Annotated in this window: 14 protein-coding genes; 5 read left to right on the top strand and 9 right to left on the bottom strand. The window is 63.2% G+C overall.

Features of this window, described 5'->3' with window-relative positions; genetic code table 11:
* Positions 1–7 precede the first annotated feature (7 nt).
* On the top strand, positions 8–1123 hold the full coding sequence (locus QLG02_RS20110) for an ABC transporter permease (protein ID WP_005307647.1): 1116 nt from the start codon (positions 8–10) through the stop codon (positions 1121–1123).
* A 57-nt stretch (positions 1124–1180) separates the two neighbouring features.
* Positions 1181–2146, top strand: coding sequence for an ABC transporter permease (locus QLG02_RS20105; RefSeq protein ID WP_016349044.1), 966 nt, complete (start codon positions 1181–1183; stop codon positions 2144–2146).
* Positions 2147–2206: 60 nt separating this feature from the next.
* On the opposite strand, the gene QLG02_RS20100 is transcribed toward QLG02_RS20105, so the two are convergent.
* Positions 2207–3112 carry a LysR substrate-binding domain-containing protein gene (locus tag QLG02_RS20100; protein ID WP_282465989.1) on the bottom strand — a complete coding sequence of 302 codons (906 nt, stop codon included), beginning with the start codon at positions 3110–3112 and terminating at the stop codon, positions 2207–2209.
* Between the two features lie 119 nt (positions 3113–3231).
* Here QLG02_RS20100 and QLG02_RS20095 point away from each other — a divergent pair, with 119 nt between their 5' ends.
* Both QLG02_RS20095 and fghA read left to right on the top strand, forming a co-directional pair.
* Positions 3232–4359, top strand: a complete 1128-nt coding sequence (locus QLG02_RS20095; RefSeq protein WP_005307638.1) for an S-(hydroxymethyl)glutathione dehydrogenase/class III alcohol dehydrogenase — start codon at positions 3232–3234, stop codon at positions 4357–4359.
* 49 nt (positions 4360–4408) lie between these two features.
* Complete coding sequence (gene fghA / locus QLG02_RS20090) at positions 4409–5245, top strand: S-formylglutathione hydrolase (RefSeq protein ID WP_029302433.1); 837 nt, start codon at positions 4409–4411, stop codon at positions 5243–5245.
* Between the two features lie 53 nt (positions 5246–5298).
* Here fghA and QLG02_RS20085 read toward each other — a convergent pair whose 3' ends face one another.
* Positions 5299–6021 carry a head GIN domain-containing protein gene (locus QLG02_RS20085; protein WP_282465988.1) on the bottom strand — a complete coding sequence of 241 codons (723 nt, stop codon included), beginning with the start codon at positions 6019–6021 and terminating at the stop codon, positions 5299–5301.
* Positions 6022–6385: 364 nt separating this feature from the next.
* Between QLG02_RS20085 and ovoA the strand changes: the two genes are divergently transcribed.
* Positions 6386–8536, top strand: a complete 2151-nt coding sequence (gene ovoA / locus QLG02_RS20080) for a 5-histidylcysteine sulfoxide synthase (RefSeq protein WP_282465987.1) — start codon at positions 6386–6388, stop codon at positions 8534–8536.
* A gap of 58 nt (positions 8537–8594) precedes the next feature.
* Here ovoA and QLG02_RS20075 read toward each other — a convergent pair whose 3' ends face one another.
* The 7 genes from QLG02_RS20075 to ebgR all read right to left on the bottom strand — a co-directional run bounded on the left by QLG02_RS20075 (position 8595) and on the right by ebgR (position 18157).
* Positions 8595–9566, bottom strand: coding sequence for a bile acid:sodium symporter family protein (locus tag QLG02_RS20075; RefSeq protein ID WP_102989697.1), 972 nt, complete (start codon positions 9564–9566; stop codon positions 8595–8597).
* 211 nt (positions 9567–9777) lie between these two features.
* A complete protein-coding gene (locus QLG02_RS20070) occupies positions 9778–11214 on the bottom strand; it encodes an amino acid permease (RefSeq protein ID WP_282465986.1) in 1437 nt (478 codons plus the stop codon).
* Positions 11215–11380: 166 nt separating this feature from the next.
* Complete coding sequence (locus QLG02_RS20065; protein ID WP_282465985.1) at positions 11381–11719, bottom strand: tRNA-binding protein; 339 nt, start codon at positions 11717–11719, stop codon at positions 11381–11383.
* Between the two features lie 76 nt (positions 11720–11795).
* The gene (locus QLG02_RS20060; protein WP_282465984.1) at positions 11796–13241 is read right to left on the bottom strand and encodes an amino acid permease; all 1446 of its coding nucleotides are present in this window, start codon (positions 13239–13241) and stop codon (positions 11796–11798) included.
* A 102-nt stretch (positions 13242–13343) separates the two neighbouring features.
* Positions 13344–13799: a beta-galactosidase subunit beta gene (locus QLG02_RS20055; protein ID WP_282465983.1), complete on the bottom strand. Its 456-nt coding sequence runs from the start codon at positions 13797–13799 to the stop codon at positions 13344–13346.
* Positions 13796–16870: a beta-galactosidase subunit alpha gene (gene ebgA / locus QLG02_RS20050; RefSeq protein ID WP_282465982.1), complete on the bottom strand. Its 3075-nt coding sequence runs from the start codon at positions 16868–16870 to the stop codon at positions 13796–13798. The genes QLG02_RS20055 and ebgA overlap by 4 nt, the downstream gene beginning before the upstream one ends.
* A gap of 321 nt (positions 16871–17191) precedes the next feature.
* On the bottom strand, positions 17192–18157 hold the full coding sequence (ebgR, locus tag QLG02_RS20045) for a transcriptional regulator EbgR (protein ID WP_282465981.1): 966 nt from the start codon (positions 18155–18157) through the stop codon (positions 17192–17194).
* Between the last annotated feature and the right edge of the window lie 215 nt (positions 18158–18372).

The raw sequence follows: 18372 nt of genomic DNA, 5'->3' as shown, positions 1-18372 counted from the left end.
CTCGCCCATGAGCCAAGCACGTATCCCTGCCTGGATCTCCGTGGGCGTACTGCCCGCGGTCAACATCCTGCTGGCCTTCCTGGTGTCGGCCATCCTGTTCTACTACCTCGACATCAACCCGGTCGATGCCGCCGAGATCATGTGGTACGGCGCCTTCGGCACCGGTGAAGGGGTCGGTTTCACCCTCTACTACGCGACCGGCTTCATCTTTACCGGTCTGTCGGTGGCGGTGGCCTTCCACGCCGGTCTGTTCAACATCGGTGGCGAAGGGCAGGCCTATATCGGCGGCCTCGGCGTCGGTCTGGTCTGTCTGCTGCTGGGTGATTCCCTGCCGTTCGCCCTGCTGCTGCCGCTGGCCATCATCGCTGGCGGCCTGTTCGGTGCGGCCTGGGCCTTCATCCCGGCCTGGCTGCAAGCCAAGCGCGGCAGCCACATCGTCATCACCACCATCATGTTCAACTTCATCGCCGCCTCCCTGATGGCCTACCTGCTGGTCGAGGTGTTCAAGCCGGCGGGCTCCATGGCCACCGAGAGCAAGGTGTTTGCCGAGGCGAGCTGGCTGCCGAAGATGAGCGAACTGGCGGGGGCATTCGGCATGGAGATGTCGAACAGCCCGCTCAATATCAGCTTCTTCTGGGCACTGCTCTGCGCGGCCCTGGTGTGGGTCTTCATCTGGCATACCCGCTGGGGCTACGAGATCCGCTCGGTCGGCGCCAGCCAGAGTGCGTCCGCCTATGCCGGCATCTCCTATCCCAAGGTGGTGATCCTGGCCATGGTGATCTCCGGCATGCTGTCGGGCTTCTTCGCCCTCAACGTGCTGCAGGGTGAACTGCACCAGATCAAGCTCAACTTCGTGGAAGGCTTCGGCTTCACCGGCATTGCGGTGGCGCTGATGGGGCGCAACCACCCGGTCGGCGTCATCATCGCCAGCCTGCTGTTCGGCTTCCTCTATCAGGGCGGCGCCGAGCTCAGCTTCGAGTTCGGGGTGGACCGCAACATAGTGGTGGTGTTGCAGGGTCTGGTGATCCTGTTCTGTGGCGCCCTTGAGCACATGATGCGTCCGCGCATCGAGCAGCTCTATCTGGCGTTTGCCAACCGCTCTGCGCAAGTCAAGGGGGCCTGATCATGAGTGAAATCAAGATCCTGATGTCGCCGAGCCTGACAGTGAAGGGGTATCACCATGTTTGAAATTCTGATCCTGATGCTGGATGCCACCATCCGCACCGCGCCGCCGCTGATCCTGGCGGCCATGGCCGGCATGTTCTGCGAGCGCTCCGGGGTGGTCAACATCGCCCTGGAGGGCAAGCTGCTGGCGGCGGCGTTCGCCAGCGCGGCGGCGGCAGCCGTCTCCGGCTCTGCCTGGATTGGGCTGGGTGCCGGGGTGGGTGTCTCCATCCTGTTCGCCCTGATGCACGGCTTTGCCACCATCACCCACCGCGGTGATCAGGTGGTGAGCGGCATGGCCATCAACATCCTGGCGGCCGGCCTGACCGTCACCCTGGGCCGTTACTGGTTCGATCAGGGCGGCCAGACCCCGGCACTGTCCGGCGCGGCCCGCTTCGCCCCCATCGACCTGCCCTATGCCAAGGAGCTGTATGACGTGCCGGTCATCGGCCAGCTCTACAGCGAGCTGCTGAGCGGCCACTCCCTGCTGGAGTACGTGGCGTTTGCCGCCGTGCCGCTGGCCTGGTGGGTGCTGTTCCGTACCCGCTTCGGCCTGCGCCTGCGGGCGGTGGGCGAGGCCCCGGCAGCGGTCGACACCGCCGGTATCTCGGTGGTGCGCATGCGCTACACCGCGCTCATCATCGGCGGCCTGCTGGCCGGTATCGGCGGCACCTACCTGGCAGTGGCCCAGACCGCCCAGTTCATCCCCAACATGAGCGCGGGCAAGGGCTTCATGGCGCTGGCGGCGCTGGTGTTCGGCAAGTGGCGCCCCTGGAACGCCATGGCGGCCTGCCTGCTGTTCGGCTTCCTCGATGCGGTCGCCATCCGGCTGCAAGGGGTCAGCATCGGCGGTTTCCCGATCCCGGTGCAGGCCATCGAGGCACTGCCCTACATCCTGACCGTGTTCCTGCTGGCCGGCTTCATCGGCAAGGCGGTGGCACCCAAGGCGCTCGGCACCCCCTACGTCAAGGAGCGGGAATAGTCCCGCCCTTCATGCCATGCAAAAGGCCCGCACATGCGGGCCTTTTTTATTCAGCTGAGGTCAGCCGACGGGGCGTACCAGCGCAGGCTGATGGGGATCGCTCAGCCGCTCCGCCAGATAGTCCACCAGCAGCCGCACCTTGGGAGAGAGATGGCGGTTGTGGGGATAGAGGGCCCAGATCCCCTCCGCCGGTGCGCGCAGCTCGGGCAGCAGCTCGATAAGCTCGCCGTGGGCCAGATGGTCGCTCACGTAGTAGTCCGGCAGCTGGATGATGCCGATCCCCTTGAGCGCCGCATCCAGCAGGGCGTGGCCGCTGTTGCAGTGCAGCAGACCGTGCACCCGCACGCTGTGGGGGCGGCCATCCAGGGTGAAGTGCCACTCGTCGCTGTTGCCCACCAGACAGGTGTGGCGGGTGAGCTCGGAGAGGCTGTTGGGCATGCCGTGGCGGGCGGTGTAGGCGGGCGAGGCGCACACATAGGGCACCCGCTGCGCCAGCTTGCGCGCCACCAGGCTGGAGTCCTTGAGGTGGCCGAGCCGCAGCGCCAGATCGTAGCCCTCGTGCACCAGATCCAGAAGCTGGTTGGTGAGGTTGAGGGTCACCTCCAGCTGGGGAAAGCGCACCATGAAGTCGTTCACCAGCGGGGCGATGCGGCTCTCGCCGTAGGAGACCGGGGCCGTGATGCGCAGAGTGCCCTGCGGCACCGCCTGATGGCGCCCCACCGCCAGCTCCGCCTCGTAGAGGTTGTCCAGCAGTTGGCGGCAGTGGCGATAGTAGATCTCGCCAAGCTCGGTGAGCCGCACCTGACGGGTGGTGCGCAGCAGCAGCTTGGCCTGCAGCCGATCCTCCAGCTGCGCCACCTGCCGGCTGACTTGCGCCACCGACACCCCCAGCTTGCGCGCCGCCGGGGTAAAGCCCCCCTGCTCCGCCACGCTGACAAATTCACAGATCCCTTCCCAGCCGAACATTATTACCTGTCTGTAAAAGTGATTTCAGATTTCGCCTTATTATCACCAAATAAGCGGGAAACTACACTGGATGTCCGAACCCATTCACCTCACCCTGCTCAACAATAAGGACATCCGTCATGGCACAGGTTCAAAGCATCAAGTGTAAGGCCGCCATCGCCTGGGGCCCGGGCCAGCCCCTCTCCATCGAAGAAGTCGAGGTCATGCCGCCCCAGGCGGGCGAAGTGCGGGTGCGCATCGTCGCCACCGGCGTCTGTCACACCGATGCCTTCACCCTCTCCGGTGAAGATCCGGAAGGGGTCTTCCCCTGCATCCTCGGTCACGAGGGGGGCGGCATCGTCGAATCCGTCGGCGAGGGCGTCACCAGCGTCAAGGTGGGCGATCACGTGATCCCGCTCTACACCCCCGAGTGCGGCGAGTGCAAGTTCTGCAAATCCGGCAAGACCAACCTGTGCCAGAAGATCCGCGCCACCCAGGGCAAGGGGCTGATGCCGGATGGTACCACCCGCTTCTCCAAGGATGGCCAGCCCATCTATCACTACATGGGCACCTCCACCTTCAGCGAATACACGGTACTGCCCGAGATCTCCATCGCCAAGGTGGACCCGGCCGCCCCGCTGGAAGAGGTCTGTCTGCTCGGCTGCGGCGTCACCACCGGCATCGGCGCCGTGATGAACACCGCCAAGGTGAAAGAGGGTGAGAGCGTCGCCATCTTCGGGCTGGGCGGCATCGGCCTCTCCGCGGTGATCGGCGCTCGCCTGGCCAAGGCCGGCCGCATCATCGCCATCGACATCAACGAGAGCAAGTTCGAACTGGCCCGCAAGCTGGGCGCCACCGACTGCATCAACCCGAACGACTATGACAAGCCCATCCAGGAGGTGATCGTCGAGCTGACCGACGGCGGCGTCGACTTCTCGTTCGAGTGCATCGGCAACGTCAAGGTGATGCGAGCGGCGCTCGAGTGCTGCCACAAGGGCTGGGGCGAGTCGGTCATCATCGGCGTGGCCGGCGCCGGCCAGGAGATCAGCACCCGTCCGTTCCAGCTGGTCACCGGCCGGGTCTGGCGCGGCAGCGCCTTCGGCGGCGTGCGCGGTCGCAGCGAGCTGCCGAGCTACGTGCAGCGCTACATGCAGGGTGAATTCAAGCTGGACGACTTCATCACCCACACCATGGGGCTTGAGCAGATCAACGAGGCGTTCGATCTGATGCACGAAGGCAAGAGCATCCGCAGCGTCATCCACTACTGAGCATGATCACCCCGCCCACCACCGTGGGCGGGGTGCAGGAGTTCCCCCGATGAATCTGGACATAATCAGCAGCAACAAGAGCTTCGGCGGCTGGCACAAGCGCTACAGCCACGCCTCCGAGGTGCTAGGTTGCGAGATGCGCTTCGCCATCTATCTGCCGCCCCAGGCCCTCACCGGCCAGAAGGTACCCGTGCTCTACTGGCTCTCCGGCCTCACCTGTACCGATGAAAACTTCATGCAGAAGGCGGGCGCCCAGCGCATCGCCGCCGAGCTCGGCATCGCTCTGGTGGCACCGGACACCAGCCCGCGCGGTGAAGACGTGGCGGACGACCCCGGTTACGATCTCGGCATGGGCGCCGGCTTCTACGTCAACGCCACCCAGCATCCCTGGCGCGATCACTACCAGATGTACGACTACGTCACCCGCGAGCTGCCCGAGCTCATCGAGACCCACTTCCCGGTCTCGACGAAGCGCGCCATCAGCGGCCACTCCATGGGCGGCCACGGGGCGCTCATCGCCGCCCTGCGCGAACCCGGTCGCTACCGCTCGGTGTCGGCCTTCAGCCCCATCAGCCACCCGAGCCGCTGCCCCTGGGGCCAGAAGGCACTCGGCGCCTACCTCGGCAACAACCCCTTGCTGTGGCAGGAGTGGGACGCCTGCCAGCTGCTGCGCCACCACCCGGTGACGCCGCTGCCGACCCTGGTGGACGTGGGGCTGGACGATCCCTTCCTGGCCGAACAGCTGCACATCGACGCCCTGGCCGATGCGGCCGCCGGCAAGGAGTGGCCGCTGGAGCTCAACCGCCACCCCGGGTACGATCACAGCTACTACTTCGTGGCGAGCTTCATCGAGGCGCACCTGCGCTTTCACGCCCGCCACCTCTGATTGAAACAGGCCCGTGACGGGCCTGTTTTTTTCTGCTCGGTGGACAAAACCATTCAGCTGCCCTGCCGGCTCACCTCGCCGGAGCCGGCGATCTCGCTCTGCAGCACAGGGTCACCCCAGTAGCTGACCGAGCCCGAGCCGGCGATGCCCACCTTGAGCCGCTCTTGGGCCCGAACCTCCACGTCGCCGCTGCCGGCGATATTGACCTCCACCTCGCGCCCCTTCAGCTCGGCCCCCAGTACATCCCCCGAGCCGGCGATGTTGAGCTCGACCGCCCTGGCCGTGCTGTTCCCCAGATCCAGGCTGCCGGCGCCCGCGATGTTGCCCTCCAGCCGATCCAGCTCGAGCCCGTCGGCGATGATGTCACCGACCCCGGCCACCGACAGCACCAGCGCCTCCCCCTTGAAGCCGCGCAGCTCGCCGTTGGCGACCCCTGCCAGCGCCAGCTCATGGAGCGCGGGCAGGGTAATGGTGATCTCCAGCGGCTCGGTCGGGTCGAGCCGGTAACCGTCCTTCACCTCGATCTCCAGCTTGTCGCCCCGCTCGCTCAGCACCAGGTAGGGCAGCAGGTTCTCCTGCCCACGGATGCGCAATCCGCGCGGCTCGCCGGCCACCAGATGGACGCTGGCAGGCACCCCGGTCAGCACCCGGGTCACCTGCCGGCCCACCCCGTGCTGCTGCTCGATCACGGCCCCCGTCCCGCTCACCCGGGTATCATCCAGCCAGCTGCACCCGCTGAGCCCGACCGCCAGCACCACGCCCATCATCCATTTCATCGCCACTCTCCTCATTGTGTATTGGCCAGTCGTGGCCCCTTGGTCAGCATCCATCGCAAAGCCTGTGCCAGTTAATCAACTGCATGATTTACAAGAAAATATCAATTTTTACGCTACATGAGCACAACAAACAGAGAGTCATTCAGACCATAATCTGGCGAATCTGACCATCCCCGAACGGGCAGGTGGACGACCGATTGGCGAGCCGTTCGCGGGGTCGCTATGCTGACAAGCCGTGGAAGTTTTTGGTTGCCGAGCCGGTCTGTTGAGCCAATAGTGGTACCTTGTGCGTACAAAGCTCTCCATTGCGGTAATGCCATTACCACTGTCTTGTCAGTCTTCACTGCCAACAAGGAGTCAGAGCGTGACCCAAGCCACTCTTCTCTATTCCACCGCCACCGGCCTGCCGGAACCGACCCGCACCCCGCTGCTGACCGGCAGCGATCCCGAACACAAGCGCCGCGAGCTGCTCGCCTACTTCTGCCAGACCTTCGATCTCTACGACTCGCTGTTCGACTGCCTGGCCGACGATCGCGCCTGGTTTGACAAGGCGATCCCCCTGCGCCACCCGCTCATCTTCTACTACGGCCACACCGCCGCCTTCTTCATCAACAAGCTGCTGGCGGCCCGCCTCATCGAGGGCCGGCTCGACGCCCGCATCGAGGCCATGGTCGCCATCGGGGTGGACGAGATGAGTTGGGACGATCTCGATGAAACCCACTATGACTGGCCCTCCGTCAGCGAGCTGCGCGACTATCGCGGCCGGGTGCGCGCCCTGGTGTGTGATTTCATCGAGCGGATGCCGCTGACCCTGCCCATCGACTGGCAGAGCCCGGCCTGGGTCATATTGATGGGGATAGAGCACGAGCGCATCCACCTCGAGACCTCCAGCGTGCTGATCCGCCAGCTGCCGCTGGCCTGGGTGCGCAGCCAGCCCCAGTGGCCGGTCTGCCCCGAGGCGCGCCATCGCCGTGATGAGGTGCCCGCCAACAGCCTGCTGCCGGTCGCCGGCGGCCGGGTACGGCTCGGCAAACAGGACGCCACCTACGGCTGGGACAACGAATACGGCGAGCGCCACATCGAACTGGCCCCCTTCCAGGCCAGCCGCATGCTGGTGAGCAACGCAGAATTTTTCGACTTCGTGCAGGCGGGCGGCTACGAGACCTGTGCCTGGTGGGATGACGAAGGCTGGGGCTGGCGCCAGTATGCCAGGGCCCGCATGCCCACCTTCTGGGTCGGCGACCCCCTCGAACCCGAGCAACTGCAACTGCGGCTGATGACCGAGCAGGTCCCTATGCCCTGGGACTGGCCGGTGGAGGTGAACCAGCTGGAGGCCGCCGCCTTCTGTCGCTGGCAGGCGGCCCAGACCGGGCTGCCCGTCCAGTTGCCGAGCGAGGCGGAGTGGATGCTGCTGCGCGAACAGCTGGCCGGCGATCAGCCGGACTGGATCGAGGCGCCCGGCAACATCAACCTGGCCCGCTTCGCGTCGTCCTGTCCGGTGGATGCCTGCCCGCAGGGCAGCTTCTTCGATCTGGTGGGCAACGTCTGGCAATGGACCAGCACCGCCATCGACGGCTTCGAGGGGTTCAAGGTGCATCCCCTCTACGACGACTTCTCCACCCCCACCTTCGACGGCAAGCACACCCTGATCAAGGGTGGGAGCTGGATCAGCACCGGCAACGAGGCGCTCAAGTCCTCCCGCTACGCCTTCCGCCGTCACTTCTTCCAGCATGCGGGTTTCCGCTATCTGGTCTCCCGCTATCAGGAACCCGTTATCGTGAATCCCTACGAGACCGACACGCTGGTCGCTCAGTATCTCGACTTCCAGTACGGACCGACCCACTTCGGGGTCGCCAACTACGCCCAGACCCTGGCCGGCCTGGCCAGCGAGCTGTGCGGCCGCCATGAGCGGGCGCTCGACATCGGCTGCGCCACCGGCCGCGCCAGCTTCGAACTGGCGCGCCGCTTCGCCCACGTGGACGGGGTCGACTACTCGGCCCGCTTCATCGACGTGGCACTGGCGCTCGCCAGCCAGGACAGCTTCCGCTACGCGGTGCCGGTGGAAGGGGAGCTGGTGGAGTATTGCGAGGCACGGCTCTCCCGCCATGAGCTCGGCCGCGAGCAGACCGATCGCGTCCACTTCAGCCAGGGGGATGCCTGCAACCTCAAGCCCAGGTACGGCGACTACGACCTGGTGCTCGCCTCCAATCTGATCGACCGGCTGCGGGAACCCGCCCGCTTCCTGCGGGACATTGCGCCCAGACTGCGCAGCGGCGGCCTGCTGGTGCTCACCAGCCCCTACACCTGGCTGACCGACTACACCCCCAAGGCCAACTGGCTCGGCGGTGTGCGCGAGAACGGCGAGGCACTCGGCACCTATCAGGCGCTGCAGCGTCTGCTGGCGGCGGAATTCGAGGAGCACATGCCCCCGCGGGACGTCCCCTTCGTCATCCGCGAAACCGCCCGCAAGTACCAGCACACGGTGGCCCAGCTCACCGTCTGGCGCAAACGCTGACGAGGCAGCAAACAAAAGAGGGAGGCCCATGGCCTCCCTCTCCTTTCATCCGGACCGCTTACCCCTGCTGAACCTGGGACACGGCCTCCTGCTCGTGATAGCGGCGCGCCAGCACGGCGCACACCATCAGCTGGATCTGGTGGAAGATCATCAGCGGCAGCACCATGACCCCGACACTGGCGGCCGGGAACATGACGTTGGCCATGGGCACCCCGTTGGCCAGGCTCTTCTTGGAGCCGCAGAAGACGATGGTGATCTCGTCCGCCCTGTTGAAGCCGAGGCGACGGCTGATCCAGACGTTCCAGCCCAGCACCAGTGCCAGCAGCACGCAGCTCAGCAGCACGATGCTGGCCAGATCGTACCAGCCCACCTGATGCCAGATCCCCTGCACCACCGCCTCGCTGAAGGCCACATAGACCACCAGCAGGATGGAGCTCTGGTCCAGCTTGCCAATGAGCGGCCGGTGGCTGTCGACCCAGCGGCCGATGAGCGGGCGCGACAGGTGGCCCACCACGAATGGCAGCATCAGCTGCACCATGATGGCCTGAATGGAGTGCCAGGTATCGACCCCCTCCCCCTGCACATTGATCATCAGCCCCACCAGCACTGGCGAGAGGAAGATACCGAGGATGCTGGAGGCCGAGGCGCTGCACACCGCCGCCGACACATTGCCGCCGGCCATCGAGGTGAAGGCGATGGCCGACTGCACGGTGGCCGGCAGGGCGCACAGGTAGAGGAAACCGAGGTAGATGGCCGGGCTCAGCCAGTGGGGTACCAGTGGCGTGAGCAGCAGCCCCAGCAGTGGAAACAGCACGAAAGTGCTGGCCATCACCACCAGGTGCAGCCGCCAGTGGCCGAGGCCCGCCAGCAGGTTCTGGCGCGACAGCTTGGCGCCATGCATGAAGAACAGCAGCGCCACCGCCAGCTTGGTCAGCAGACCGAACCAGACGGCCACCTGCCCCTCGCAGGGGAAGAAGGAGGCCAGCGCGACCACCACAATCAGTACAGAGGTAAAGGGATCCAGACGCACGAGCGGTCTCCGGTGAAAGCAGATCCCGTCCCCGCGCGGGGCCGGTGATCGGGGACGACAGGAAACACAACAGGAGCTGTGGCACAGCTCCTGTTGAAACGAACCCCCAGCTTACCCCGATAAGCGGGAGGCGCAAAGTTGAGCGACCCCCCTTTATCTGCCGGAAATTAAGCAAGCCCGGCTGGCCACCGGATCCGGCCAGCCTTGTGCTTCAACTCTGCTTGACCAGCTTGCCGCCGGCTGTGCCGGTTGCCTGCTTGCGGGCCTGGCGCTTCTCGAAGCGGGAGATCCACCAGTAGGCCAGCGCCGAGAAGACCGCGGTCATGAAGACGTTGATGAAGAAGGCGCGCACCAGATCCACCCCGCTCGGGAAGGCAGAGGCACTCATGCTCACCACGAAGATGGCGATCAGCACCGACACCACCCCCATCCCGAACTTGCGCGATCCCATGCGGAACTCGCGCGGGGTGTCGTCATGTTTCCAGCGGAACACGAAGTAGGCCACCATGATGAAGATGGGCGGCAGCATGGCGGTACCGGCGGTGAGGTTGATGGCGGTGTTCATCATCTGCTGCACCGACTCGGAGCCGAAGCCGTTGACCACCAGCATCACGAACACGAAGACAAACTGCCACCAGGCGGCGCGCACCGGCACGCCGTGCTCGTTGAGCTGGGTGGTCTTCTCGCCGTAAACCCCCTGCGGGATCTCGGAGAAGTGGATCTTCACCGGCGCCGAGGTCCACATCATCATGGAGCCGAACATGGCGATAAACAGCACCACGCCGACGAAGCGGCCCACCAGCGCCTCGGAGAGCCCGAAATACTGCGCCATGCCGGTGAAGATCTCCACCATGCCGCCGGCATAGGTGAGGCTCTCGCGCGGCACGAACACGTTCACCAGCAGGGAACCGACCGCATACATGGCACCGATGACGATGCCCGCACTGATGATCACCTTGATGAAGGACTTCTGGCCCCCCTTCACGTCATTGAGGTAGGCCGCGGCCGTCTCGGCACCGCCCGCCGCCTGGAAGATCCAGCACATGATACCCAGCGTCGCCCAGTTGACGGTGGGAGTCATCGCCTCCAGCGTGATGGGCTGGGCCGGCACATGATCGCCACTCAGGGCCATCAGCGCGCCCAGCACATAGATGGCGAACAGCGCAAACACCCCGTAGGCCACGATCTCGGCAATCTTGCCGAGCCAGCTCGCCCCCTTGGTCGAGATGTGGGTCGCCGCCGCGAACAGCACGATGGAGATGATCGAGGTGACCATGGGCGAGAAGCTGTACTCATAGCCCAGCATGGCGTAGGAGGCGTAGGCGATGACATTGGGCAACAGAGAGACGAACCAGAACAGGTTCACGAACCAGTAAAGAAACGAGCCCAGATAGGCCATCCGGGTGCCGAGCGGCTTCTTGAGCCAGTCGTACATCCCCGACTCGGAGTTTTTGTTGGCCGAGACGAACTCGGCGATGATGAAGACGAACGGGATGAAGTAGACCAGGGTCGCCAGCAGGAAGATGGGGGCGGAGCTGAGCCCCAGCTCGATGTTGTTGTTGACGATGTTGCGCACGTTGAACACGGCGGCAAAGGTCATCGACAACAGGGCAAACTTGCCTATGGTGCCGCGTACGGATTCAGACATGGTGTCCTCCAGTGGACTCGCGCCCCCTGCGGGGAGCGCTGTGACTCTGTGATGTGTTCGGCAAGGGTCTGTCGGCCCCGCGCTTTACTCTCTTGTTATGATCGGGCCGCGTGGGCGGCCTCGTTGGTGAACCGGTGCAGTCTCCCGCACCGGCTCGCAATACCAGTCAGACGATCGGGGTGCCCGGCGCCATCGGCACCCGCGGCTGCAACAGCACGCTCTGGCTCTCGTCCGGGGTCTCGGCGCAGAGCAACATGCACTCGGAACGCTCGCCGCGCATCCTGGTGGGCTGGAGGTTGGTCAGCACAACTACCTCGCTGCCCATCAGCTCATCTTCGCTGTAGTAGGGCACCAGACTGGTGACGGTCTGCAGCGGCCGCTCGCCCCCCACGTCGATCTGGACGATATAGAGTTTGTCAGCCCCGGGGTGGCGCACCACCTCCAGCACCTTGCCCACCTTCATCTCGACCCGCTTGAATTCGGCAAACTCGATCGTCTCGCTCATTCTCTTTTCCTTTTCTGGTTCAACGGTTTGCGGGTGGCCAACGGCCACCCGGTTTGATTGGGAGTCAATGCAGTGCCTATGGCGTCTGCATGGCGATCTGCGCCGCCGGCTGGGCCTCTTTCGCACGCGCCTCGGCGCTGAGGGAGGCCTCGTAGCGGTTGTACTTCCACCAGGCGAAGCCGAGGAAGATCACGATCCCGCCGACGTTGTAGAAGACGATGGTCATGATGTCGGCGCCGGTCGGGAAGGTGGAGGCGAGGAAGCCCACCGAGAAGATGGCTATCAACACCGACACCACGGCGATGCCGGTGGTGCGCGAACCCATCTTGAACTCCCGCGGCAGGTGGTCGAGCTTCAGGCGCAGATTGAGGTAGGCCAGCATGATGAACAGCGGCGGCAGCATGGAGGCGGCGGCGGTCATGTTGATGACGGTGTTCATCAGATCCTGCGCGGTGTTGGAGCCCAGGGTCGGGATCACCATCAGCGGCAGCACGATGAGGTACTGGATCCAGGCTGCGCGGGCGGGCACGCCGTTCTCGTTCAGCTCGACGGTCTTCTTGCCGAAGATGCCGGCCGGGATCTCGGAGAAGAAGATCTTCACCGGGGTCGCCGTCCACATCAGCAGGGAGCCGAACATGGCGGTAAAGGAGACCAGCCCGACGAAGCGGTTCATCAGGATCTCCGGCAGGCCGAAGTAGGCCGCCAGTCCCTCGAACACCTGCACCGAGCCGCCGGTGTATTTCAGGGTGTCGCTGTGGACGAACACGTTGATCAACAGCGATGCGATGGAGTAGAGCACCCCGATAAAGATCCCGGCGACGATGATCACCTTGACGAAGGACTTGGAGCCCCCTTTCACGTCATTGACGTAGACCGCCACCGACTCGGCGCCACCGGCTGCCATGAAGATCCAGGTAGTGATGCCGAGGAAGGCCCAGCTGAAATCGGGGATCATGGCCTCGACCGTGATGGGGTCGGCCGGTTGCACGCCGCCCACCAGTGCCGCACCCGCCAGCAGAATGTAGGAGAGGGTCAGCAGCAGCATCAGGGACGAGGTCACCGAGGTGATGGGGCCGAGCATCTTGGCGCCGTTGGTGGAGACGTAGGTGGCAAAGGCGAACAGCACCATGCTCAATGCCGTGGTCGCCACCGGGGTGAGAATGTACTCGTAGCCGAGGAAGGCATAGGAGGCGTAGGCGATGACCCGCGGCAGCAAGGAGGTGAAGAAGAAGAGGTTCACGAACCAGTAGGTGTAGGCGGAGATAAAGGCCCAGCGACCGCCGAGGGAACTCTTCACCCAGGCATAGACGCCCGCTTCGGAGTTTTTGTTCAGTGACACAAATTCCGCAATGATGAGGCAAAACGGAATGAAGTAAAAAATGGTGGCCAGAAAGAACATCGGGGCCGAGGCCAGACCGATTTCGATGTTGTTGTTGATGACGTTGTTGAAGCTGAATACCGCCGCGAAGGTGAGCGACAGCAGACCAAACTTGCCTATCGTATTGCGTTTGGAATCAGACATGGTGCATCTCCAGACCTGTAGTTATCTCGCGAAAGAGCGGGGCATGATTTGTAGGGTGAGCCCCGCCCTCCCGGCTTTTGTCAGTGCAGAACCGGCGGCTTGTTATTTGTTTTTGAAGTAGCCGCCTTCGACGGTGACCTTGATGATCAGCTTGCGCACCGGGCTGTCGCTTGTGAACCGGTACGCCTCGTCGTTCTCGAAGATCACCACCTGGCCGTTGCCCACCTGCTGGCGCTCACGCACCTCACCGGCCAGCCACTCGCGGTCGGTGGTGTCGTCATAGGCCTGCTCGACCCGCAGCTCCGACTTGGGGGCCCACTCCACCGTCTCTTCCCCTTCCAGGTAGTAGTGAACGTCGAAGTAGCGGCGCTGCCCCTCGAACAACGAGGTGGCCGGGCTGGCCCCCTCCTGCAAGCGGTAGGTGAGGGAGTCACCGATGGAGTGGCAGATGCCGGGCTTGAGGTTGGCCAGGTTGTCGATGGCCTCCACGCAGCGGCCCCACTTCTTGCCCTCCCGGTAGATGTTTTTGAACAGGGTCAGGTTGTCCAGGGTGATCATGCGAGGTTCCTCCCGCCGTTGATGGTGAGATCGAGCCCGGCCAGCGCAGCCGGATTGAGGTTGCCACGGGCAATGGGCAGCAGGGTCAGACCGAAGCTGAACGGCTCGAAGCGCACCCGCCAGGAGTCCAGCACCTCGGAGCCCCAGGAGTTGGAACCCAGCCCCAGCACCTTGTGATCCAGATTGAGGGTGAGATAACCGCTCGGTTCCAGCTCGTTGATGTGCTGCGCCGCGTGGATATGCTCCCAGCTGTAGGGCCAGACGCTCAGGTTGATGGGGGCATCGGGCCGCACGTAGAGACCGGCGCCGTGGCGGTTGGTCAGGGTCGCCCAGCGCACCTGCTGCCGGTTGCCGTTGTCCTGCGGGAAGGGGTAGTGCTCCCACATCTCGCTGACTGTGCTCTGGAAGCTGTCGATCCAGTTGCTCTGGCGGCTGTCCTGATAGTTCTCACCCGGCCCCATGCCGTAGTAGTGCACCCGGTCGAGATCCTGACGAATACCCAGCTCGAAGCCGATCTTGGGAATGATGTCGTCATAACCGCCGTAGGGCTGGCCACAGAGCGCCACGTGCAGTTGGCCGTTCGGGCTCAGGGTGTAGACGTAGCGGCAGCGCATGCCGAAGTCGAACACCGGCGGTGCGATCAGACTCTCGACCGTCACCTCGACTGCCTCGCCCAGCTGACGCCAGCTTAAGCCACGGAAGTGCTCCTGCATGATCTGCAGGTGGTTGGGGTGCCACAGGCTCTCGTACTCCTGCTTGTGGTTGTCGATCATCGGCTTGAAGAAGGTGAGACGCGGCGAGCGCTCGATGAGCTCATTGCCATCTTGCTGCCAGCTCACCAGCTTGCCGTCGAGGCGCGAGAAGCGCAGGACGAAGCCGCTGCCGCTCAAGGTCAGCGCGAGGCGCTCATCGGCAATCTGCAATGCCGTGGCATTGGGGTTGGCAAAGGGCTGCAGCTGACGAGTCGATGCCTTCAGCTGGAACTGGTACTGGCCCAGCTCGTGCTCCGCCGCGCTGTAACGGGTGGCACTGGCCTTGATGACCCGCAGCTGGACAAAGGTTTCCCGCCCATCCAGGGATGGCAGTTCGAGCTGCAGCTCAGTGGTGGCACCGGGGGCAACCCCTTCCAGCCGGATCTGCTGTCTGGCCAGCAGTTCGCCCTCGGCCTTCACTTCGACCAGCAGACGGATGTCGTCGAGATTGGAGAACCAGTAGCGGTTTTCCACTTCCAGCTTGCCGCTCGCCAGATCCACTGCCCGCACCTTGACCGGGCAGATCACCTGCTTGTATTCGCGCAGGCCAGGCCCCGGGGTCTGATCCGGGTAGATGAGGCCATCCATGCAGAAGTTGTAGTTGTTGGGGTAGTCGCCGTAGTCGCCGCCGTACTTGTAGACCGGGCGGCCCTGCTCGTCCTGATCCAGAATGCCGTGATCGCACCACTCCCAGATGTAGTGGCCCTGAATGTGGGGATGGCGGTCGAACACCTGCTGGTATTCGCTGAGGCCACCCGGGCCATTGCCCATGGCGTGGGCGTATTCGCAGATAATGCGCGGCTTAGGCATAGGGAACTCGCCGAAGCAGTTCATCTGGGAGACGCGGGAATACATGGTGCTCACCACATCCACCACCTCGGCATCGCGATCCTCTTCGTAGTGCACCAGCCGGGTCGGATCGATCGTCTTGCAGCGCCGGTACATGGCTCTGATGTTGCAGCCGTAGCCGGACTCGTTGCCGAGCGACCAGATGATGATGGAGGGGTGGTTCTTCTGGGCGTGCACGTGGCGCTCGATGCGATCCACGAACACCGGCTCCCAGAAAGGGTCGTCGGTAATGCGGCTGAGATCGCCGACGTTGGCAAAACCGTGGGTCTCCACGTCGGTCTCCGCCATCACGAACAGGCCGTACTGGTCGCACAGCTCGTAGAAGCGCGGGTCGTTCGGGTAGTGGGCAGTACGCACCGAGTTGAGGTTGTGCTGCTTCATCAGCACGATGTCGCGTTCAACACGGTCCATACCGACCGCTCGGCTCTTGAGGTGGTCGTTGTCGTGGCGGTTCACCCCGTGCAGCTTGAGGTAGTGGCCGTTGACGTAGAAGAGGCCATCTTTGACCTTGATTTCACGCACCCCGACCCGCTGCGGGATCACTTCCAGCAGCTCGCCCTGACCGTTGTAGAGGGAGAGATGCAGCTGATAGAGGTATGGGTCTTCGGCGCTCCACAGATGGGGGTTGGCCAGATCCAGCGTGAAGCGGCAATCACACTTGCCGTCGATGGCGAGATGATCGAGCGAGCCGCTGGCGATCTCGCGGCCCTGATCCAGCAGCGACCAGACCAGACGGTGATCACGGGCAGCTGCCCCCAGATTCTCCAGCTGGATATCGCAGCTCAGGGTGGCGCTTTGATTGTCATCGGCCAGCGCGGTACGGATGAAGAAGTCCTGCACATGGGCGGCCGGTTTGCCCACCAGATAGACGTCGCGGAAGATCCCCGCCATCCACCACATGTCCTGATCTTCGATATAGGTGGAGTCGGCCCACTGCATCACCCGCACCGACAGCAGGTTCTCGCCAATGTTAACGTAGGCACTGATATCGAACTCGGCGGTGAGGCGACTGCCTTTGCTGAAACCGACGTAGTGGCCGTTCACATAGACCTCGAAGTAGGTTTCCACCCCGTCAAACTTGATAATCACCTGCTCGCCATCCCAGGCCGGGCTCAGCGTGAAGCTGCGCTGATAAGCGCCGGTGGGGTTGCTGGTCGGCACGAAGGGCACGTCGATGGGGAAGGGAAAACCTTCGTCGGTGTACTGCAGCTGACCATGCCCTTCCATCTGCCACATGTTGGGCACGGTGATCTGGCCCCATTCGCTCATGGGGCTGTGATAGAAGGCCTCCGGCACCTGCAGGGGATGGTCGAAGTAGTGGAACTGCCACTGACCGCCAAGGCTCAGAAAACGGCGGCTCAGCTCGCGCTGCATGGTGGTCGCCAGCGCATGGTCGGCATAAGAGAAGAAGTAGGCACGCGGAGCCAGCCTGTTTTCACCAACGACTTGGATGTTTTCCCAGTTATTCACATGTCCTCCCGGAACAAGGCAACTTTGACTGGGTAAACTCTAGATAAACATTTACTAAATATCAGCTTTGGATAGGTAAAGTTTTAACCTGATCACAATGCATGGATGGTTTTGTGAGCGAGATCAGAAGCGGGAGATAAAGGGGGGCAAGCTATAGAGGAGTGGCATGGATGTTGATAATAGCTGGCTGAACTGGAATAAAATAAACTATAAAACAATATGATATGACGTCGTGGGATGATATGGGAAGGCGGTTTGCTTGGGAGAGGTGTCGCACCACCGCAAGATGGTGCGACTAAAAATAGGATAGTTTTACTAAAATCAGCGCGTGGTACCGCGCAGAGTCAGCTTGCTCGGTACCAGCACCCGCAGCGGGATATCCCGCTCATCACGCAGCCGTTCGACCAGCAGATTGACCCCCTGGGAGCCCATCAACTCGGAGTGGATCCGCACCGTGGAGAGCGGGGGGAAGGTGAACTTGGCGGTCGGAATATCGTTGACGCTGATAAGCTCGATCTGTTGGGGAATCGCCAGTCCCTTCTCGTGGATGGCACGCAGCACACCGATGGCGATGGAGTCGGAGGCAACGAACAGCGCCCTGGGCCAGTCGCCGGCCAGCATCTCTTTGGCCAACTTGTAGCCGGAGGCGCTGGAGAAATCTCCGCGATAGAGGTCGCTCTCCTGCACCACACCAAGGCGCTGACCGTAGTCGAGGAAGGCCAGCTCGCGCAGATCCGGGCCATCATCCTGGCCGCCGATATAGCCGATGCGCTGGTGCCCCTGGGCGATGAAGAAGTCCACTACCTGCTGGCTGATCAGCGCCAGATCCACATCAATCGAATCAAAGTCACCCTGGGAACGGCAATCCACGAACACCAGCTGGGCAGAGAGGGAGTGGAGCGCGGCGAGACGCTCTGCAGGCAGATGGCCGATGACCAGGATACCGTCGACGGCGGAGAGATCGCGCCCCTCGGCACCGTTGTAGCAGTGGGTCAGCTCGATGTTGAGACGGGCGCACTGGGTTTCGATGCCATAGCGGATGGCCAGATAATAGGGGTCGTTGACCTCGGTGCTCTGCGGGTAGGCATAGACCGCCAGGAAGTGCAGTTTGCTCTTGTGAACCCCCTTGCGGGCACCGCTGGTCTTGTACTCCAGCCGTTCGGCGATCTCGAAGATCTTCTGCTTGGTCTCTTCCTTGACGCTCAGCGTCGGATCTTCATTGAGCACCCGTGACACGGTAGCCTGGGAAACCCCCGCCTCCAGTGCAATTTCCTTCAACGTGGCCATGCATACTCCTCTGGCAATGACTCCCGACAATACCAGACCAAGAGTAACGGGCAACGTGCTGACATCCCAGCATTTTTACTAAAAGAAACCTATCAGGTCGGCAAAATTCCAATGCAAAAAGGCCTCCCGAATGGGAGGCCTCTTTTAAATAGGTGCCTGACAGTGTCCTACTCTCGCATGGCGAATGCCACACTACCATCGGCGCTACCGCGTTT

The organism is Aeromonas sp. V90_14, from assembly GCF_029967615.1.
GTDB classification, from domain to species: domain Bacteria; phylum Pseudomonadota; class Gammaproteobacteria; order Enterobacterales; family Aeromonadaceae; genus Aeromonas; species Aeromonas hydrophila.
Note: the sequence above shows the minus strand (reverse complement) of the source record. Positions and strands in the feature narration are given on the sequence as shown.

Coding starts and splice junctions, on each gene's coding strand:
- QLG02_RS20055 (WP_282465983.1), bottom strand. CDS start 13,799: ATGATCACCCTGGACAACCTGACCCTGTTCAAAAACATCTACCGGGAG.
- QLG02_RS20100 (WP_282465989.1), bottom strand. CDS start 3,112: ATGTTCGGCTGGGAAGGGATCTGTGAATTTGTCAGCGTGGCGGAGCAG.
- QLG02_RS20085 (WP_282465988.1), bottom strand. CDS start 6,021: ATGAAATGGATGATGGGCGTGGTGCTGGCGGTCGGGCTCAGCGGGTGC.
- QLG02_RS20105 (WP_016349044.1), top strand. CDS start 1,181: ATGTTTGAAATTCTGATCCTGATGCTGGATGCCACCATCCGCACCGCG.
- QLG02_RS20070 (WP_282465986.1), bottom strand. CDS start 11,214: ATGTCTGAATCCGTACGCGGCACCATAGGCAAGTTTGCCCTGTTGTCG.
- fghA (WP_029302433.1), top strand. CDS start 4,409: ATGAATCTGGACATAATCAGCAGCAACAAGAGCTTCGGCGGCTGGCAC.
- QLG02_RS20060 (WP_282465984.1), bottom strand. CDS start 13,241: ATGTCTGATTCCAAACGCAATACGATAGGCAAGTTTGGTCTGCTGTCG.
- QLG02_RS20065 (WP_282465985.1), bottom strand. CDS start 11,719: ATGAGCGAGACGATCGAGTTTGCCGAATTCAAGCGGGTCGAGATGAAG.
- QLG02_RS20110 (WP_005307647.1), top strand. CDS start 8: ATGAGCCAAGCACGTATCCCTGCCTGGATCTCCGTGGGCGTACTGCCC.
- QLG02_RS20095 (WP_005307638.1), top strand. CDS start 3,232: ATGGCACAGGTTCAAAGCATCAAGTGTAAGGCCGCCATCGCCTGGGGC.
- ebgR (WP_282465981.1), bottom strand. CDS start 18,157: ATGGCCACGTTGAAGGAAATTGCACTGGAGGCGGGGGTTTCCCAGGCT.